Annotated in this window: 14 protein-coding genes; 4 read left to right on the top strand and 10 right to left on the bottom strand. The window is 73.7% G+C overall.

Annotated elements, in window-relative coordinates:
* The first annotated feature begins 80 nt into the window (after positions 1–80).
* Positions 81–2,378, top strand: coding sequence for an alpha-1,4-glucan--maltose-1-phosphate maltosyltransferase (locus ACT7CP_RS06905; RefSeq protein ID WP_445443968.1), 2,298 nt, complete (start codon positions 81–83; stop codon positions 2,376–2,378).
* On the top strand, positions 2,375–4,963 hold the full coding sequence (gene glgB / locus ACT7CP_RS06900) for a 1,4-alpha-glucan branching protein GlgB (RefSeq protein ID WP_445443861.1): 2,589 nt from the start codon (positions 2,375–2,377) through the stop codon (positions 4,961–4,963). Before ACT7CP_RS06905 ends, glgB begins: the two co-directional genes overlap by 4 nt.
* A gap of 83 nt (positions 4,964–5,046) precedes the next feature.
* On the opposite strand, the gene ACT7CP_RS06895 is transcribed toward glgB, so the two are convergent.
* Together ACT7CP_RS06895 and ACT7CP_RS06890 are read right to left on the bottom strand one after the other, a co-directional pair.
* A complete protein-coding gene (locus tag ACT7CP_RS06895) occupies positions 5,047–6,039 on the bottom strand; it encodes a tetratricopeptide repeat protein (RefSeq protein WP_445443860.1) in 993 nt (330 codons plus the stop codon).
* A complete protein-coding gene (locus ACT7CP_RS06890) occupies positions 6,036–7,889 on the bottom strand; it encodes a DUF8094 domain-containing protein (RefSeq protein ID WP_445443859.1) in 1,854 nt (617 codons plus the stop codon). The genes ACT7CP_RS06895 and ACT7CP_RS06890 overlap by 4 nt, the downstream gene beginning before the upstream one ends.
* 280 nt (positions 7,890–8,169) lie before the next feature.
* On the opposite strand from ACT7CP_RS06890, the gene ACT7CP_RS06885 reads away from it, so the two are divergent.
* Entirely contained in the window at positions 8,170–9,942 is a 1,773-nt protein-coding gene (locus tag ACT7CP_RS06885; protein ID WP_445443858.1) for a coiled-coil domain-containing protein, read from the top strand.
* 26 nt (positions 9,943–9,968) lie between these two features.
* The gene (locus ACT7CP_RS06880) at positions 9,969–11,027 is read left to right on the top strand and encodes an AI-2E family transporter (RefSeq protein WP_413963237.1); all 1,059 of its coding nucleotides are present in this window, start codon (positions 9,969–9,971) and stop codon (positions 11,025–11,027) included.
* A 78-nt stretch (positions 11,028–11,105) separates the two neighbouring features.
* On the opposite strand, the gene ACT7CP_RS06875 is transcribed toward ACT7CP_RS06880, so the two are convergent.
* From ACT7CP_RS06875 to tsf, 8 genes are all read right to left on the bottom strand, one after another.
* Positions 11,106–11,840, bottom strand: a complete 735-nt coding sequence (locus ACT7CP_RS06875) for an alpha/beta hydrolase (protein WP_445443857.1) — start codon at positions 11,838–11,840, stop codon at positions 11,106–11,108.
* Entirely contained in the window at positions 11,837–12,133 is a 297-nt protein-coding gene (locus tag ACT7CP_RS06870) for a hypothetical protein (RefSeq protein ID WP_413963239.1), read from the bottom strand. Before ACT7CP_RS06870 ends, ACT7CP_RS06875 begins: the two co-directional genes overlap by 4 nt.
* 187 nt (positions 12,134–12,320) lie before the next feature.
* Positions 12,321–13,037, bottom strand: a complete 717-nt coding sequence (locus ACT7CP_RS06865) for an aggregation-promoting factor C-terminal-like domain-containing protein (RefSeq protein WP_445443856.1) — start codon at positions 13,035–13,037, stop codon at positions 12,321–12,323.
* 105 nt (positions 13,038–13,142) lie between these two features.
* Positions 13,143–13,688 carry a DivIVA domain-containing protein gene (locus tag ACT7CP_RS06860; protein WP_413963241.1) on the bottom strand — a complete coding sequence of 182 codons (546 nt, stop codon included), beginning with the start codon at positions 13,686–13,688 and terminating at the stop codon, positions 13,143–13,145.
* A 10-nt stretch (positions 13,689–13,698) separates the two neighbouring features.
* Entirely contained in the window at positions 13,699–14,739 is a 1,041-nt protein-coding gene (locus tag ACT7CP_RS06855) for a phosphatidate cytidylyltransferase (RefSeq protein ID WP_445443855.1), read from the bottom strand.
* Positions 14,740–15,258 carry a ribosome recycling factor gene (frr, locus tag ACT7CP_RS06850; protein WP_413963373.1) on the bottom strand — a complete coding sequence of 173 codons (519 nt, stop codon included), beginning with the start codon at positions 15,256–15,258 and terminating at the stop codon, positions 14,740–14,742. It lies immediately after the preceding gene.
* Positions 15,259–15,413: 155 nt separating this feature from the next.
* Positions 15,414–16,130: a UMP kinase gene (pyrH, locus tag ACT7CP_RS06845; RefSeq protein WP_116055109.1), complete on the bottom strand. Its 717-nt coding sequence runs from the start codon at positions 16,128–16,130 to the stop codon at positions 15,414–15,416.
* 160 nt (positions 16,131–16,290) lie between these two features.
* Positions 16,291–17,118: a translation elongation factor Ts gene (tsf, locus tag ACT7CP_RS06840; RefSeq protein WP_413963243.1), complete on the bottom strand. Its 828-nt coding sequence runs from the start codon at positions 17,116–17,118 to the stop codon at positions 16,291–16,293.
* Between the last annotated feature and the right edge of the window lie 18 nt (positions 17,119–17,136).

Raw genomic sequence — 17,136 nt, 5'->3', positions numbered from 1 at the left:
CAGCCCGCAAGCTCGCCAAGGCCCAGAAGCTCCAGGACGCCCAGAAGCCGCCCGAGCCGCGGCCCCCGCTGATCCCCGAGGTGCCCGCACAGGAGGCGCCGGCACCCGAGGCGCCCGTGATCCCCGCGACGCCGGTCGTCCCGGTGGCGCCGGCTGTGCCCGAGGCCTCCGCGCCCGCCGTGCCCGAAGCCGCCGCGGACTCGGCGCCCTCCGCCGCTCCTGCGCACGCTGCCGACGTCGAGCCCGCGCCGGCCTCCGCACCGGCACCTGCCGCCGCGCCCCGGCACGCCGCCCCGGCCGCCGAGGTCGATGCCGAGCCGACGCCTGCCGCCTCTGCCCCCGCCCCCGCCGCCGCGGACGACGACGACTACGTCCCCGTCATCGGCCGCATCCCGATCCTGTCGCTCACCCCGCAGATCGAGGACGACCTCTGGCCCGCCAAGAGCTTCGTCCACGACGTCGTGCCCTTCGGCGCCACCATCTTCCGCGAGGGCCACGACCTGATCGGCGCCGACGTCGAGCTGACCGACCCGTCGGGCGCCGTCACGTCGCACCGCATGGCGCTCGACCTGACGAAGCCGGGCCTCGACCGCTGGGTCACCACGGCCCAGCTCGAGACGCAGGGCGTCTGGACCTGGCGCGTCAGCGCGTGGTCCGACGACTTCGGCACCTGGCTGCACAACGCCGAGATCAAGGTCCCCGCGGGCCTCGACGTCGACGTGATGCTCGCCCTCGGCGCCGAGGTCCTCGAGCGCGCCGCCGCCGACGACGCCCGCGGCGCCGACGACCAGCGCGTGCTCCGCGACGCCCTCGCCGGCATCGCCGACACCGCCCGCACCGCCGAGGAGCGCCTCGCCGTCGCCACCTCCCCCGAGGTGCTCGCCGCCATCGACCGCGTGCCCGTCCGCAGCCTGGTGACCCCGTCGCCGGTGCGCACCATCGTCGTCGAGCGCGAGCGCGCGGCCGTCGGCTCCTGGTACGAGTTCTTCCCCCGCTCCGAGGGCGCCGTCGAGCACGAGGACGGCTCCTGGACGAGCGGCACCTTCGCCACCGCGGCGCGCCGCCTCCCCGCGATCCGCGACATGGGCTTCGACGTGGTCTACATCCCGCCGGTGCACCCCATCGGCCGCACCAACCGCAAGGGCCCGAACAACACGCTGACCGCCGGACCGCACGACCCGGGATCGCCGTACGGCATCGGCTCCGAGGACGGCGGGCACGACTCCGTCCACCCCGAGCTCGGCACCGTGGACGACTTCCGCGAGTTCGTCCGCGCGGTCGCCGACCACGGCATGGAGCTCGCGATCGACATCGCGTTGCAGGCCTCGCCCGACCACCCCTGGGTCACGACCCACCCGGAGCTCTTCACGACGCTCCCCGACGGGTCCATCGCCTTCGCCGAGAACCCGCCGAAGAAGTACCAGGACATCTACCCGCTGAACTTCGACAACGACCCGGAGGGCTCGTACCGCGAGATGCTCCGCGTCATGCGGGTCTGGCTCGGCCTCGGCGTCAAGATCTTCCGCGTCGACAACCCGCACACCAAGCCGCTCGTGTTCTGGGAGCGCCTCATCCACCAGGTGATGCGCGACGAGCCCGACGCGATCTTCCTCAGCGAGGCGTTCACGCGCCCCGCGATGATGCGCACGCTCGCCAAGATCGGCTTCCAGCAGTCGTACACGTACTTCACCTGGCGGAACACGAAGAAGGAGCTCGAGGAGTACCTCACCGAGGTCAGCCACGAGACGAGCGACTACCTGCGCCCGAACTTCTTCGCGAACACGCACGACATCCTCACGCCGTACCTGCAGTTCGGCGGGCGGGCCGCGTACCGGATCCGCGCCGCCATCGCGGCGACCGCGTCGCCGTCGTGGGGCATCTACTCCGGCTACGAGCTGATCGAGAACGTCGCGCGCCCCGGCGCCGAGGAGAACATCGACAACGAGAAGTACGAGTACAAGCCGCGCGACTGGGCCCGCCAGGAGGAGCTCGGCGGATCCATCGCGCCGGAGATCACGCGCCTCAACGAGATCCGCCGCCAGCACCCCGCGCTCCGCCAGCTGCGGAACCTCGACGTGCACTGGAGCGACGACGACTCGATCCTCGTGTACTCCAAGCACCTCGCGGCCGAGCACACCGGCACGGGCGAGGCCGACACGATCCTCGTGGTCGCGAACGTCGACCCGCACTCCGCGCGCGAGACGCAGGTGTACCTCGACCCCACGCGCTTCGGCCTCGCCGAGGACGCCGTGTTCGAGGTCGAGGACCTCCTCACGGGCGACGTCTACACCTGGTCCACCTCCAACTTCGTCCGACTCGACGCGTTCACGCACCCCGTGCACGTGTTCCGCGTCACTCCGACCGCATCGAAGGGATGACGGACATGACCGACACCACCCCCCAGCAGGACCCCCGCGACGAGAGCGCCGCGGACATCCGGGACGGCGCCGACGTGGTCGTGCCGCCCGCCGCCGAGGCCCGCCCCGAGGTCGGTGCCGACGTCGTCGTGCCCCCGGTCGAGGACCCGGCCCCGGAGGCCGACGCGCCCGCCCGCTCCGACGACCCCGTCCGCCTCCCCGAGGTGGCCGACCACGACCTGCGCGCCGTCGCCGAGGGCGTCCACTCGGGCCCCCACTCGATCCTCGGCCAGCACCCGGTCGCGATCGACGGCGTGAGCGACGACCTCGTCGTCGTCCGGGCCCTGCGCCCGCTCGCCGACGGCGTCGCCGTGGTCCTCTCGACCGGCGCCCGCGTCGAGCTCGCCCACCTCGGCCACGGCGTCTGGCAGGGCGCGCACGTGCTCGGCCTGCAGGACTACCAGGTGGAGGCGCGCTACGGCGACGGCGGCACCTGGACCGCCGAGGACCCCTACCGCTTCCTCCCCACCGTCGGCGACCTCGACCTCTACCTCTTCGGCGAGGGGCGCCACGAGCGCCTCTGGGACGTCCTCGGCGCCCAGCACCGCGAGCACTGGGGCGTCGCGCGGACCTACCCGGGCGTCTCGTTCGCTGTCTGGGCGCCGCACGCCCGCGCCGTCCGCGTCATCGGCGGCTTCAACGGCTGGTACGGCGTGCAGCACGCGATGCGCCGCCTCGACGCGAACGGCGTCTGGGAGCTGTTCGTCCCGGGCGTCGAGCCCGGCGTCTCGTACAAGTTCGAGATCCTCACGCAGGACGGCCGCTGGATCGAGAAGGCGGACCCCATGGCCCGCATGACCGAGGTCCCGCCCGCCACCGCCTCGCGCGTCGAGACGAGCGACTACACGTGGGACGACGGCGCGTGGCTCGAGCAGCGCGCGGCCCGCGACCCGCACGACTCCCCCATGAGCGTCTACGAGATGCACCTCGGATCCTGGCGCCCCGGCCTCGGCTACCGCGAGGTCGCCGGCGAGCTCGTCGCCTACCTGCAGGAGCTCGCGTACACGCACGTCGAGTTCCTGCCGCTCGCCGAGCACCCCTTCGGCGGCTCGTGGGGCTACCAGGTGTCCGGCTACTACGCGCCCACCTCGCGCTTCGGCAGCCCGGACGACCTCAAGTTCCTCATCGACACCCTGCACCGGGCCGGCATCGGCGTCATCGTCGACTGGGTCCCCGCGCACTTCCCCAAGGACGTGTTCGCGCTCGCGCAGTTCGACGGCCAGCCGCTCTACGAGCACACCGACCCGCGCCGCGGCGAGCAGCAGGACTGGGGCACCCTGGTCTTCGACTTCGGCCACTCGCAGGTCCGCAACTTCCTCGTCGCGAACGCCCTGTACTGGTTCGAGGAGTTCCACATCGACGGCCTCCGGGTCGACGCCGTGGCCTCGATGCTCTACCTCGACTACTCCCGCGAGGAGGGCCAGTGGCTGCCGAACGTGCACGGCGGCCGCGAGAACCTCGAGGCGATCAGCTTCCTGCAGGAGGTCAACGCCACGGCGTACCGCACCCACCCCGGCATCGTGATGATCGCGGAGGAGTCCACGAGCTTCCCCGGCGTCACGCGCCCCACGAGCGAGGGCGGCCTCGGCTTCGGCCTCAAGTGGAACATGGGCTGGATGCACGACACGCTCGACTACTCGGCCGTCGACCCCATGTACCGCGCCCACCACCACGGCCAGATCACGTTCTCGATGGTCTACGCGTACACCGAGAACTTCCTCCTCCCCATCAGCCACGACGAGGTCGTGCACGGGAAGGGCTCGCTCGTCGGCAAGATGCCGGGCGACCACTGGCAGAAGCTCGCCAACGTCCGCGCCTACCTGTCGTTCATGTGGTCGCACCCGGGCAAGCAGCTCCTCTTCATGGGCCAGGAGTTCGGCCAGCCGTCCGAGTGGAGCGAGGAGCGCGGCCTCGACTGGTGGATCCTCGACCAGCCCGTGCACCGCGCCCTCTTCGACCTCGTGGGCGCCCTCAACCGCACCTACGTCGACACGCCCGCCCTCTGGGCGCTCGACAACGACCCCGCGGGCTTCGAGTGGATCGACGCCGGGGACGCGGCGCAGAACGTCCTCGCGTTCCTGCGTCGCGACCGCGAGGGCAACCAGGTCGCCGTCGTGCACAACTTCTCCGGCGCGCCCATCTCGGGCTACCGGCTGGGGCTGCCGCAGGCGGGCGTGTGGGAGGAGATCCTCAACACGGACGCCGAGCAGTTCGGCGGATCCGGCGTCGGCAACCTCGGCGCCGTGCACGCGGGCGACGAGGGCTGGCACGGCCGTCCCGCCTCCGCAGAGCTGACGCTCCCGCCGCTGGCCGGCCTCTGGCTGCGCCTGCGACAGGACCCGGCCGACCTCACGCCCGTCGAGGCGCCCGCGCACGCGGCACCGGATGCGGACGAGTCGCCCGTCGACGGCACGCCGTTCGGTGACGCGGCCGACGCGGCCGTCCTGCCGCAGTCCGCCGACGCGCAGCCGCCGGTCGAGGGCCTGTCCGCGACGGGCGAGGCTCCGGCCTCGGACGACGGCACGCCGCCGGTGCCCACGGTCTGACCGACCGCGACCGCGACCGCGGACGACGACGGCGCCGCATCCCCTCGGGGGTGCGGCGCCGTCGTCGTCGGTGGTGCGGGGCGTCAGTAGAGCAGGCGCGTGAGGCGGCGTCGTGCCACGGCGACCCGCGGGTCCTCGAGCCCCACGACCTCGAAGTGCTCGAGGAGGCGCTGGCGCACGGCCTCGCGTCCCTCGGCGTCGAGGCCCGGGAAGAGCGTCAGGAGCCGGTCGAACGCGTCCTCGACGTGCCCGCCCGACAGGTCGAGGTCGGCGACGAGGAGCTGGGCGTCGACGTCGTCCGGGGCAGCCGCGGCAGCGCTGCGGATGCTGTCGGCCGCCGTGCCGTCGAGCCGGTGCAGGAGGCTGACCTGCGCGAGACCCGCGACCGCCAGGGCGTCGCGCGGGTTCTGCGCGATCGCGGTGCGGTACTCGGCGGCGGCCGCCGCGTAGTCGCCCTGCTCGATGAACGCGTAGGCCTCGGCGTGGTGCGGCGGCAGCGGCTCCTCCACCGGGGCGGCGGGGGCGGCGGATCCGTCGGGCGCGACGGCCGTGCCGGTGACGCCGTTCTGCTGCGCGAGCTCCAGCACCTGCTGGATGACGTCGCGCACCTGGTCCTCGGGGATCACGCCGGCGAAGAGGCCGACGGGCCGCCCGCCGATGAGGGCCGCGACCGTGGGCACGGTCTGCGCCTGGAACGCCTGGCCGAGCTGCGGGCTCTGGTCGACGTCGATGCGGACGAGGAGCACGCGGCCGGCCTGCTCGGTGACGACGCGCTCGAGGACGGGCGACAGCTCGCGGCTCGAGGCGAGGCCCGTCGAGACGAGCTCCACGATGACCGGCACGATGCCGGAGATGTCGAGGAACTGCGTGAACGTCGCGTCGTCGGCCGCCAGCACGAGGCCGGGGACGTCGACGGTCTGCGGGGCGCCGGGCGCACCCGCCGGACCCGCCGGGGCGCCGGCCGCCGGAGCACCGGGAGCACCGGCCGCCGCGGCAGGGGCCTGCGCGCGGTTCACGAGCGAGGACAGGTCGACGGCGCCGCGGAGGCTCGCGGCGGAGGGGGGCACGTTCGTCATGGGAGCTCCTTGGCCGAGGTGATGTGGGTGCTGGACGCGTAGAGGCGGATCTTCTCGCCCGAGTTCACCGGGGGGACGTACATGAGCATCTGTGCCGTGCGCACGGTGTCGAAGCCCTTGGCCGAGTCGGTGAGCCCGGTGATCGCTTGGACCTCCGGATTCGCGTTGACCTTGGCGCCCTCGGTGGTGGGCTTCGCCACGATGCCGAGCTGCACGGTCACGCTCACGAGCGCGCCGGACTCGACCGTGGACATCGCGACGGGCGCCGTCGTGTCCGCGGTGGCCGCGAACTCGACCGTGCCCGTCTCGCCGATGGAGGCCGGGAAGTCGACCTTCCGCTTGGCGTCCTGCGCGCGCACGCCGTCGTCCGTCGGGTCGAACAGCCCGGCGAACTCGCTGGCGTCGCCCTTGTTCAGCACGTCCGCGTACGCGGCCGAGAGCTGGTCGGGCTGGACGGCCAGGAGCTTCACGTCCGGAGCCAGGCGCGCCGCGCCGATGGCGGCCGGGGCCACGTCCGGGAGGGCCGCGGTGGTGGACACGGGCATCGCGTAGAGGACGCGGTAGTTGTCCCGCGGGCTCTCCTGCACGAGCGTGAGAGACAGGGTGGGCGCGTCCTCGGTGTCGGGGTCCTTCACCACGGCGGCGATGGTCCGCGGCCAGGCGACCGTCGCCTGCGGCAGCGTGAGCTGCAGGTCGCCCGCGGGGATGGCGGGGACCGCCGCGATGTCGGGCTTGGCCTTCCGCACCTGGTAGTCGGAGGTGCGCTCCTGCAGGGCCGGGCCGGCGAACCGGGGCGCCAGCGTCGCGGCGTCGAGCGACTGGTCGGCCGCCGTGGCGACCTCGGCGACGCGGGAGACGATGCGCTCCGCCTGGTCCTCCGTGACGACGGGCGGATCCGCGTCCTCGGCCTCGCGGGCGGCGTCGAGGGACGAGGTGGGCGTCGGCGTGGCCGTGGAGCCCGCGCCGGCCGTGAGGTCGGCGGGCGCACCCTGGGCGGTGCAGCCGCTCAGCGCGAGGCCGGTGACCACGAGGACGGGGAGAGCGACGAGGCTGCGGCGACCGCGTGCGCGCGGGGCGGGCGCGGATCCGGTGCCGGCGGTGAGCGCGGCACGTCGCGCGGCCGGGCCGATGCGCGGGATGCGCGGGCCGCCGCGGGGCGGGAGGTTGCGGCGGGGGCCGCGGCTGCGGCGCAGGTGGCGGAGCGCGAGGAGGTAGAGGACGAGGCCCACGACCAGGAGCACGATGCCGCCGACGACCAGCGGGACCACCCAGGGCGACTCGCCCTCGGACGGCCACGACACGGCGACGTCGGCGGGGGCGGCGGCCTGGCCGTCCGTCGCGAGGAGGACGCTGACGTCGTCCGGCAGCTTGGTGCTGAGGGACAGCTCGCCCTGGCCGGTCTGCTCGGAGAGCCAGAGGTCGGACCCGCGGGGGTCGGTCACCGTGGACGTCGCCGCGGCGTCGGTGCCGGACCCCTCCGCGGGCGCGCTCGGGGTGGGCGTGGGGCTGGGCGCGGGCGTGGTGGCCTCGGGCTCGACGACCTCGGTCGTCAGCGCGCCCTCGTCGTCCATGCCGATGCGCGTGTACGGGCTGCTGCCGACCCACGCCTCGACGTCGGTCGTGGGGGCGTAGGCCGCGAACAGCTCGCCCGAGCCGCGGACGACGGTGTCCTGCAGGCCCGGGTGCGCGTTGAGCGTCTTCCCGTCGAGGACCGTGTACGCGGCGCCGCCGGCGGAGGACGTGGCCGCGGTGATGCGGTCGGGTCCCGCCAGGAACGTGTGCTGGGCGATCCCCAGCCCGATCATGAGGGCCGCGACCACGAAGGTCGCGATCGCCAGGACGAATCGCACGGGTGTCTCCTCTCGTGTCGTCGCGCGCGGCCGCGTGGTGGCGGTCGAGGTGCCGACCGCGGCGGCCGACGAGCACGGGTGCTCTCGCGACGTTCCGCCGTGCTGCGGGCGGACCGGCGGCGGACGACGACATCGAAGGATACCGGACGACCCTGGGAGCGCCTCCCCCGCCGGCCCCGGGGGGTGTCACTGCGCCCCGGGCCGCGGACGCCGACTCGGTAGGATCGGCACCTGCCGCGCCCCGCCCGGCGTCCGCGAGCCGCCCCGCGAAGGAGTCCCCGTGCCCCACGACGACACGCCGTTCACCCCCGCCATGCGCGGCTACAACCGCGACGAGGTCGACCGGGCCGTCGGCGACCTGCGTCGCGAGCTCATCCGGTCGAACCAGCAGGGCGCCGAGCTGCGGGCCGAGGTCGAGCGCCTCCGCCGCAGCGAGCAGGAGCTGCGCGACGAGCTCGACGAGGTCGGCAGCCCCACGTTCGCCGGCCTCGGGAGCCGGCTCGAGGCCACCCTCCGCGTCGCCGAGGAGCAGTCCACCCGCCTGGTCGCCCAGGCCGACGCCGACGCCGCCCGGCTCCGCCGCTCCACGCAGGAGGAGACGGACGCGCAGCGGGCCGAGGCCGAGGCGACCGCGCGCCACCTCGTCGACTCCGCCCGCGCGCAGGCCGCGCAGATCCTCGACGCCGCCCGCCGCGAGGCCGACGACCTGCGCGAGCGCGCCGACGACCGGGCCGAGGGGCTCCGCAGCGACGCCGAGCGCGAGGCCGCGGCGCTCCTCCTGCGCACGCGCACCGAGGTCGCCGACCTCCGGGGCACCGCCGAGCGCGAGACCGACGCGCTGCGGGCCGAGGCCGCCCGCGAGGTCGCCGAGCTCCGCGCCCGCGTCGACCGCGAGACCGACGAGGCCCGCCGCGAGGCCGCCGACCTCGCCCGCGCCACCGCGCTCGGCCGCGGCGCCCTCGAGCGCGAGCTCGCCGACGCCCGGGCCCGGCACGACGAGGCCGTCGCCGAGGAGCGCGCCGACCTCGACCGCGACGTGCGGGACACCGAGGAGCGTATCCGCCTCGACGAGGAGACGCAGCGCGCGGCCCTGGCCCTGCTGGGCGATCAGACGCGCGCCGACCTCGACGGCGAGATCGAGCAGGCCCGCACCGACTGGGACCGCGAGCTGCAGGCGTCGCGCGACGACTTCGACCGCCGGATCCACGCCGAGCGCACCGCCTTCGACCGCGACGTGGAGGAGACGCGCGCGGCCCTCGAGCGCGAGATCGCCGAGACGCGGGAGGCCCTCGAGCTGGAGGTGGCGACCATCCGCGGCGACCTCGCCCGCGACGTCGAGGAGGCCCGCACGGACCTCGCCCGTGACATCGCGCAGGGGACGGAGGCGCTCGATCGCGAGACGCGGGCGACGCGCGCCCAGCTGGAGCTCGAGGCGGTCACCGCCCGCGCCGCCCTCGAGCGCGAGGTCGCCGAGGCGGAGGCCCTCGAGGCCGACCGCCGCGAGGCCGAGCGGCTGCGCCTGGAGCGCGAGGCCGCCGCCGTGCGCCGCGAGCTCGCCGCGGAGGCCGAGGAGGCGCGCCTGCGGCTCAGCCGCGAGATCGAGCAGGGCCACCTCGACCTCGACGCCGAGATCACCGCGCGCCGCGACCACGACGCGCGCGACGCCGCCGAGCGCCAGCGCGACGCCGCCGAGCGCACGGCCGCCTACCTCGGGGAGGCGGAGGCGCGGCTGCAGGAGGTCACGGCGCTCCTGGCGTCCACCCGCGAGGAGGCCGAGACGCTCGCGGTCGAGAGCCGCGAGGCCGCGCGGAAGGCCCGGGACGACGCCGACCACGACGCGCGCGCCGCCCTCGCCGACGCCGAGCGCCGCGCGCGCGAGACGGTGGCGGACGCGGAGCGCCGCGCGCGCGAGACCGTGGCCGACGCGGAGGAGCGCCTGGACCGCATTAGGATCGAGCGCGAGGCGGTGGCCGCGTACCTCGAGAACGTCCGCGGCGTGCTGACCCAGGCGGACGACGCCTCCTCCTCCGACGATTCCCGCACCGTGCGCTGAGCGCGCTCCGACTCGGAGGCCCCGACGTGAAGATCCAGAACCCCTACCGCCTCGGCCTCCTCGCCGGACTCGGCGTGCTCACCGCGCTCGTCATCGGCGGCGCGCTGGTCTCGCTCGGCACGGTCCTCACCTACGTGGGCACGGCGATCTTCCTGGCGCTCGGCATCGACCCGCTCGTCACCTTCCTCGAGCGCAAGGGCGTGCCCCGCCCGCTCGCGATCCTCGTCATCTTCCTGGTGCTCCTCGGGTCCCTCGCCGGGATCCTGCTGGCGGTGATCCCCGTCGTCGTCAACCAGGCGAGCGCGCTGGTCACCCAGATCGTCCAGTACGCGCAGAGCGTCAGCGGCGACCAGTTCATCGAGAACCTGCAGTCGTTCGTCCCGCGCGAGGTCTTCGACGTGCAGAGCGGCGCGGACCAGCTCATCGAGTACCTCTCGAACGCGTCGAACGTCGCCACCATCACCGGCAACGTCCTCACGGTGGCCTTCACGATCGGCAACGCCCTCTTCGGCATGGTCGTCATCGTGATCCTCACGATGTACTTCACGGCCTCGCTCAACTCCTTCAAGAGCGGCCTCTACAAGCTGATCCCGGCCACCCGGCGCGCGCGCTTCGCCGACATCGCCGAGCAGATCACGCAGTCGGTCGGCCGCTACGTCACGGGGCAGGTCGGGCTCGCGCTCGTGAACGGCGTCCTCAGCTTCATCTACCTCAGCATCGTGGGCGCCGCGCTGCCGGCCGTGTGGGCCTTCATCGCGTTCCTGTTCTCGCTGCTGCCCCTCGTCGGCACGATCACGGGCTCCGCGCTCATCGTGCTGGGCCAGATCGTGCTGCTGCCCGAGTCGATGAACACGTGGATCGCCGTGGCGGTCTACTACCTCGTCTACATGCAGATCGAGGCGTACGTGCTCAGCCCGAACATCATGAACCGCGCCGTCAAGGTGCCGGGCGTCGTGGTGGTCATCGCGGCGCTCACGGGCGGGACGCTGCTGGGCGTGCTGGGCGCGCTCATCGCCGTGCCGGTCGCCGCCGCGGTGCTGCTCATCATCCGGCAGGTCGCGATCCCCCTGCAGAACGAGCGCTGAGCCGGGCGGTCCGCGGCGCGGTCGACCGGCCGCCGTCCGCGCGGCGTCCGACGGCTCGGCGGACGTCGATCGTGGGCGTCAGCCCGCCGGCGGCCACTCGGTCGGGAGCGGGAGCGCCGCCGGGTTCACGGTCCGCACGATCTCGGTGAGGACGCGCGAGACCTGCGTCTCCCCCACCCACAGGTGCTTGGCGCCGTCGACGGCGATCAGCTCGGCCTCGGGCACCGACGCGAAGCGCTCGCGCGCCTCCGCGGGCTGCAGGAAGTCGTCGTGCTCGGGGACGAGGATCACCAGGCGACGCGGATCGCCGTGCCACGCGGCCACCTCGTCGGCCGTGGCCCGGTGCAGCGGCGGCGAGAGGAGGATCGCCCCCTCCACGGGGTGGACGCGCCCGTGCTTCAGCGCGACCTCCGTGCCGAAGGACCAGCCGACGATCCACGGCGCGGGGAGCCCGCGGGCGGCCACGAGGTCCATGGCCGCGGCCAGGTCGTGCCGCTCGCCGTCGCCGCCGTCGAACGCGCCCTCGCTCGTGCCGCGCGCCGACGTGGTGCCGCGCGTGTTGAAGCGCAGCACGGCGAGGTCGGCCAGGGCGGGCAGCCGGAGCGCGGCCTTCCGCAGGACGTGCGAGTCCATGAAGCCGCCGGCCGTGGGCAGCGGGTGCAGCGTGACGAGCGTCGCGACCGGATCCCGATCGGCCGGCAGCGCGAGCTCCCCCACGAGCCGCAGCCCGTCGGCCGTGACCAGCTCGACGTCCTCGCGGCGGGCCGGCAGCTCCGTGGAGCTCGTGATGGGGCGGGGCGCGGTGTCCGTCATGAGACCTTCCAGCAGTGGGTGTGCCAGTGGCGGCGGGCGGCGAGGTCGCTCTCCTCGCCCATCATGCCGTCGGCGCGCCAGGCCACGACGTGCGCGTGGCCGGGCTCGATGTCGAGGGTGCAGCCGGGGCAGCGGTAGACCTTGAGCGCGCGCGCCGCCGAGACGGGCTGCACCTTCCAGATGCGTCCCCGCCGCGTCTCCGTGCGCTGCGAGCCGCTGAGGAGTCGCGTGAGCACGTCCTCGTCGTCGTCCCCCGGGCGACGTCTCCCCCGGGGTCGATTGCTGCGCGGCATGATCCGATCCTAGGCCGCGCCAGGGACCCCTTCCGCAGCCGGCCCGCACCGGCACCCGGCGGCGCAGCGGGAGATGGGGCGTTCCGCTGCCCGCGCGCGGCGCATCGGATCCCCCGTGCTCGGGCCCGAGCCGATCAGCGCGCGGACAGGCCGCCGCTTCGGCGCGTGCGCGCCGCGCGTACGGCCGTCAGTACCAGTTCTTGAGGACGCTGTGCGCCTTCGCGCCGCACGGCGAGCCGTAGCGCGCGTCGATGTACTGCAGGCCCCAGGTGATCTGCGTGGCCGGGTTCGTCTGCCAGTCGGCTCCGACGGACGCCATCTTGCTGCCGGGGAGGGCCTGCGGGATGCCGTAGGCGCCGCTCGGGTTGTAGGCGTTGACGCGCCAGCCGGACTCCTTGGTCCACAGGTAGTCGAGGCAGGCGTACTGGTCGTCCCCCATGCCCTGGGACGCGAGGATGCTGCGGGCGATCCCCTTGGCGCTGCCGGGATCCGGGATCGCGACGGCACCGCTGCCGCCCGTGGGCGCCTTCGCCCCACCCGACGCCTTCGCGTCCGAGCCGGCGGCCGGCGCGGGCGTCGCCACGGGGGGCGGCGGCGGAGGCGGCGGCGCGATGGACTTGAAGCCGGGCTCGATCTCCACGGCGGTGTCGACGCTGGCGACCTGGAGGCTCTGGGCGTCGGCGCGGGCGAGCTGCGCGACGGTGGTCTGGTACTCCTGGTATTGCGGGTTCGCGACCGCGCCGGACGTGGGATCCACGACGTTCACGAGCATGAACGCGGCGGCGGCCCCGAACGCGATCGTCGGGGCGACCACGCGCGAGAACGCGGAGCGCCGTCGCGGAGCGGGCCTCGCGGCGGCGGTGAGCGGCGGGCGAGGAGCGGGGACGTTCGTGTGGCTACCCATGACTCCGCTCGACTCTACCCAACCGATCCGCGATCGGCGACTCCTCCGCCCGATCGGGGGCGTGCTGCCAGGGGCGGGCGATGGGGAGGGAGCGGCGCGACGGCCTCAGCGGACCGCGTTCATGACGTCGACGACCGCGTCCAGCAGCAGGTCGACCTGCGCCTCGCGGTACCCGCCGCGGCGGGGATGGAACGCCACGGTGCGGACGTCGTCGACGCTCATGGGCTTCGTGCCGCGGAAGTACTTCGCGACCCGGTCGGCGAACCGGTCGACCTCGCGCCGGTCGTACCCGGTGGTGAGGAGTCCCGCGCGGTCGAACCGCTCCCCCGCCGGACGGCTGACCCGGTCGAGGATTTCCTGCGCCGCACGGCGGGCCTCCGCGTTCCAGGCCTCGGCGCCCACGCGCGCGACCGTGCGGTCGCGCTCGCGCACGGCGAAGGCGTCCTCCAGGCGCTCGAGGACCCGGTCCACCGCGGCGGCCGAGTAGCCCCCGCGGCGCATGTCGAAGGACACCCGGCGGATGGTCTCGGAGGTCAGCGACCGGTCGGCCTCGTCGTCGTAGCAGCGGCGCGCGTCGCGCAGGAAGGCGTCGACCTGGTCCGGGTCGTAGCCGCGCTCACGGCGGCCGGCGCTCGGGAAGGTGGTGGTCATCCGGGACATCCTACGAGGAACCGCCCGTGACGATGAGGAACAGCGCATAGGCCACGGCGGCCGAGGGCAGCACGGAGTCGAGCCGATCCAGGAAGCCCCCGTGGCCGGGGAGCCAGGAGCTGATGTCCTTGACGCCGAGGTCGCGCTTCATCAGCGACTCGGCGAGGTCGCCGAGCGTGGCGGTCACCACGATGACGAGCCCGAGCACGATCCCGAACCACCAGGCCTCGTGGATCATGAACACCGACAGGAGGATGCCGGCGATGACCGCCGCGGCGACCGCTCCGGCGAACCCCTCCCACGTCTTCTTCGGGCTGATGGTCGGCGCCATGGGGTGCTTGCCGAAGTTGAGGCCGGCGACGTAGGCCCCCGTGTCGCAGCAGACCACGAGGATGAGGAACGCCAGCGTCCACCACTCGCCGCCGTCGCCCGCGGTGAGCAGCACCGCGAACGAGCCGAGGAGCCCCACGTAGGCGAGCAGGAAGACGCTCGAGCCGATGTCGCCCACGAGCGCGCGTGCGGACGTGCGCCGCGCGGGCACCGCCTGCTCGACGACGCGCCAGAGCGCGAGGAACGCCATCCCGCCGAGCAGCCCCAGCCACTGGCCGTCGGGCTGCCCGTAGTACGTGATCGGCACGAGCGCGACGACCGCGATGACGGATCCCACGCGCGGGACGCGACGCCCCGCCTGGCGGAGGGCCGTGGCGAGCTCGTAGGCGGTGAACGCCACGAGCGCGATCCCGATGAGCAGGAAGAGCTGCTTCACGACGACGAGGCTGACGAGCACGACGCCGCCGAGCAGGAGCCCGACCGACACCGCGAACAGCAGGTTGCGGCCCGTCCGCGCGTTGATGCGGTCGTTGGTCGCCTCGAGCGACGCGCGGGTCGCCCGCACCTGGGCGGTGAGGTCGGCGCGCGTCGCCTGCACCTGCGCCTCGAACTCGGCGCGGGTCACGCGGCCGCGGTGGCGGCGGATCCGCGGGGCACCGTCGGCTCCCGGGGCGGGCGGGACGACGGGCGCCCGCTCGACGGGATCCTCGGGGCTGGCCACCTAGACCTCGAGGAGTTCGGTCTCTTTGCGCTTCAGCGCGTCGTCGACCTGGTCGGTGTGCGTCTTGGTGAGGGCCTCGAGCTCCTTCTCGCCGCGCGCGACCTCGTCGTCGCCGACCTCGCCCTTGAGCGCGTCCAGCTCGTCCTTCGAGCGACGGCGGATGTTGCGGACGCTGACGCGCCCCTCCTCCGCCTTGCCGCGGACGATCTTCACGAACTCCTTGCGGCGGTCCTCCGTGAGCTCCGGGAGCGTGAGGCGCACCATCTCGCCGTCGTTGCCGACGGTGGCGCTGAGGTTCGGGACGTTGACGAGGGCCTTCTCGATCTCCTTGAGGGCCGTCTTGTCGTAGGGCGTGACGATGAGCGTGCGCGCCTCGGGGTTGTTCATGCTCGCGAGCTGGCCGAGCGGCGTGGGGCTGCCGTAGTACTCCACCATGACCTTCTGGAAGAGGGCGGGGTTGGCACGGCCGGTGCGCACGGTGCCGAAGTCCTCCTTCACCGACTCGACGGCCTTGCCCATCCGGTCTCGGGCATCTGCGAGGACTTCGGCGACGGTCACGGGTTCTCCTTCGGTAGCGCGGGCGCGGTGGGCGCCCGGTCGATCTTAACGCGGATGGGGAGGCGCTCGGCCCGCGACGCGGCCCCTCGGGCACGTCGCGCGCCGGGCGCCGGACGTCAGTTGGAGACGATGGTCCCGATGCGCTCGCCCCGGATCGCGCGGGTGACGTTGCCCCCGGGCTCCATGCCGAAGACGACCATCTTCATGTCGTTGTCCATGCAGAGGCTGAAGGCGGTCGAGTCGACGACCTTGAGCCCGCGCTGCAGGGCGTCCTGGTAGGTGAGGGTGTCGAGCAGGGTGGCGGAGGAGTCCGTGCGGGGGTCGCCCGTGTAGACGCCGTCGACGCCGTTCTTCGCCACGAGGACCTCGGTGGCCGAGATCTCGAGCGCGCGCTGCGCGGCGACGGTGTCGGTCGAGAAGTACGGCAGGCCGGCGCCGGCGCCGAAGATGACGATGCGGCCCTTCTCCAGGTGGCGCACGGCGCGACGCGGGATGTAGGGCTCGGCGACCTGGGTCATGGAGATGGCGGACTGGACGCGCGTGGCGGCGCCCGCCTGCTCGAGGAAGTCCTGCAGGGCGAGGGCGTTCATCACGGTGCCGAGCATGCCCATGTAGTCCGCGCGGCCGCGGTCCATGCCGCGCTGCGAGAGCTGCGCGCCGCGGAAGAAGTTGCCGCCGCCGACGACGATGGCGACCTCGACGGTCTTCGCGGCCTCCGCGATCTCGCGGGCCAGCGCGCTGACGACGTCCGGGTCCACGCCCATCTGGCCGCCGCCGAAGGACTCCCCCGAGAGCTTCAGGAGGACGCGGCGGGTGGTGGTCTGATCGGTCATGGTGCTGTTCCCGTCCTTGCGTTCCGGTCGCCGGATCCGGCCCCGGTCCCAATGTACTGTGACGCCCCGCCGGCGCCTGCGGCCCGTCGCGCCGCCGGCCCCGCCCGGACATGGAGAAGGGAGCCCGGGTCGCGGACGACCCGGGCTCCCCGTGGTGGTGCTAGGCGCCGACCTTGAAGCGGGCGAAGCCCGTGACCGTGAGGCCCGCGGCCTCGACGACCTTCTTGACCGACTGCTTGTTGTCCTTCGCGTAGTCCTGCTCGAGGAGCGCGACCTGCTTGAAGAAGCCCGTGAGGCGACCCTCGATGATCTTCGGCAGGGCGGCCTCGGGCTTGCCTTCGTTGCGCGAGATCTCGGTGACGATCGCGCGCTCGGCCTCGACCTTGTCGGCCGGGACATCCTCGCGGGCGAGGTACTCCGGGTTCGCGAAGGCGATGTGCTGGGCGATGCTGCGCGCGGTCTCGGCGTCCGAGCCCGAGTAGTCGACGACGACGCCGACCTGGGGCGGGAGGTCCTTCGACGTGCGGTGCAGGTAGATCTCCTGGTGCTCGCCGGTGAGGCGCGCGACGCGGCGGAGGGCGATCTTCTCGCCGAGGATCGCGGCCTGGTCGCTGATCAGCTGGTCGACGGTCTGCTCGCCGGCGGGGGCCTGGAGGGCCTCCTCGACGGTGGACGCGCCGGCCGCGACGACGGCGGCGAGGACGGACTCGGAGAGCGCGATGAACTTGTCGTTCTTGGCGACGAAGTCGGTCTCGCACGCGAGCTCGATGAGGGTGGCGGCGCCGTCCTTCTCGGACGCGGCGACGAGGCCCTCGGCGGTCGAGCGGTCGCCGCGCTTGGCGTTGCCCTTCTGGCCCTTGAGGCGCAGGATCTCGATGGCCTTCTCGATGTCGCCGTCGGCCTCGACCAGCGCGTTCTTGCTGTCCATCATGCCGGCGCCGAGGCGGTCGCGCAGCTCCTTGACGTCAGCGGCAGTGAAGTTCGCCATGCTCATGGACTCCTTCTG

The sequence above is a fragment of the Clavibacter rahimiani genome (assembly GCF_052654495.1).
This window is presented reverse-complemented; position numbering and strand designations above follow the sequence as displayed.

What these genes read in the sequence shown, in the direction of transcription:
- pyrH (WP_116055109.1), bottom strand. Translation starts at nt 16,130, where the DNA reads ATGACCGATCAGACCACCACCCGCCGCGTCCTCCTGAAGCTCTCGGGG.
- ACT7CP_RS06875 (WP_445443857.1), bottom strand. Translation starts at nt 11,840, where the DNA reads ATGACGGACACCGCGCCCCGCCCCATCACGAGCTCCACGGAGCTGCCG.
- tsf (WP_413963243.1), bottom strand. Translation starts at nt 17,118, where the DNA reads ATGGCGAACTTCACTGCCGCTGACGTCAAGGAGCTGCGCGACCGCCTC.
- glgB (WP_445443861.1), top strand. Translation starts at nt 2,375, where the DNA reads ATGACGGACATGACCGACACCACCCCCCAGCAGGACCCCCGCGACGAG.
- ACT7CP_RS06865 (WP_445443856.1), bottom strand. Translation starts at nt 13,037, where the DNA reads ATGGGTAGCCACACGAACGTCCCCGCTCCTCGCCCGCCGCTCACCGCC.
- ACT7CP_RS06895 (WP_445443860.1), bottom strand. Translation starts at nt 6,039, where the DNA reads ATGACGAACGTGCCCCCCTCCGCCGCGAGCCTCCGCGGCGCCGTCGAC.
- frr (WP_413963373.1), bottom strand. Translation starts at nt 15,258, where the DNA reads ATGGGCAAGGCCGTCGAGTCGGTGAAGGAGGACTTCGGCACCGTGCGC.
- ACT7CP_RS06870 (WP_413963239.1), bottom strand. Translation starts at nt 12,133, where the DNA reads ATGCCGCGCAGCAATCGACCCCGGGGGAGACGTCGCCCGGGGGACGAC.
- ACT7CP_RS06860 (WP_413963241.1), bottom strand. Translation starts at nt 13,688, where the DNA reads ATGACCACCACCTTCCCGAGCGCCGGCCGCCGTGAGCGCGGCTACGAC.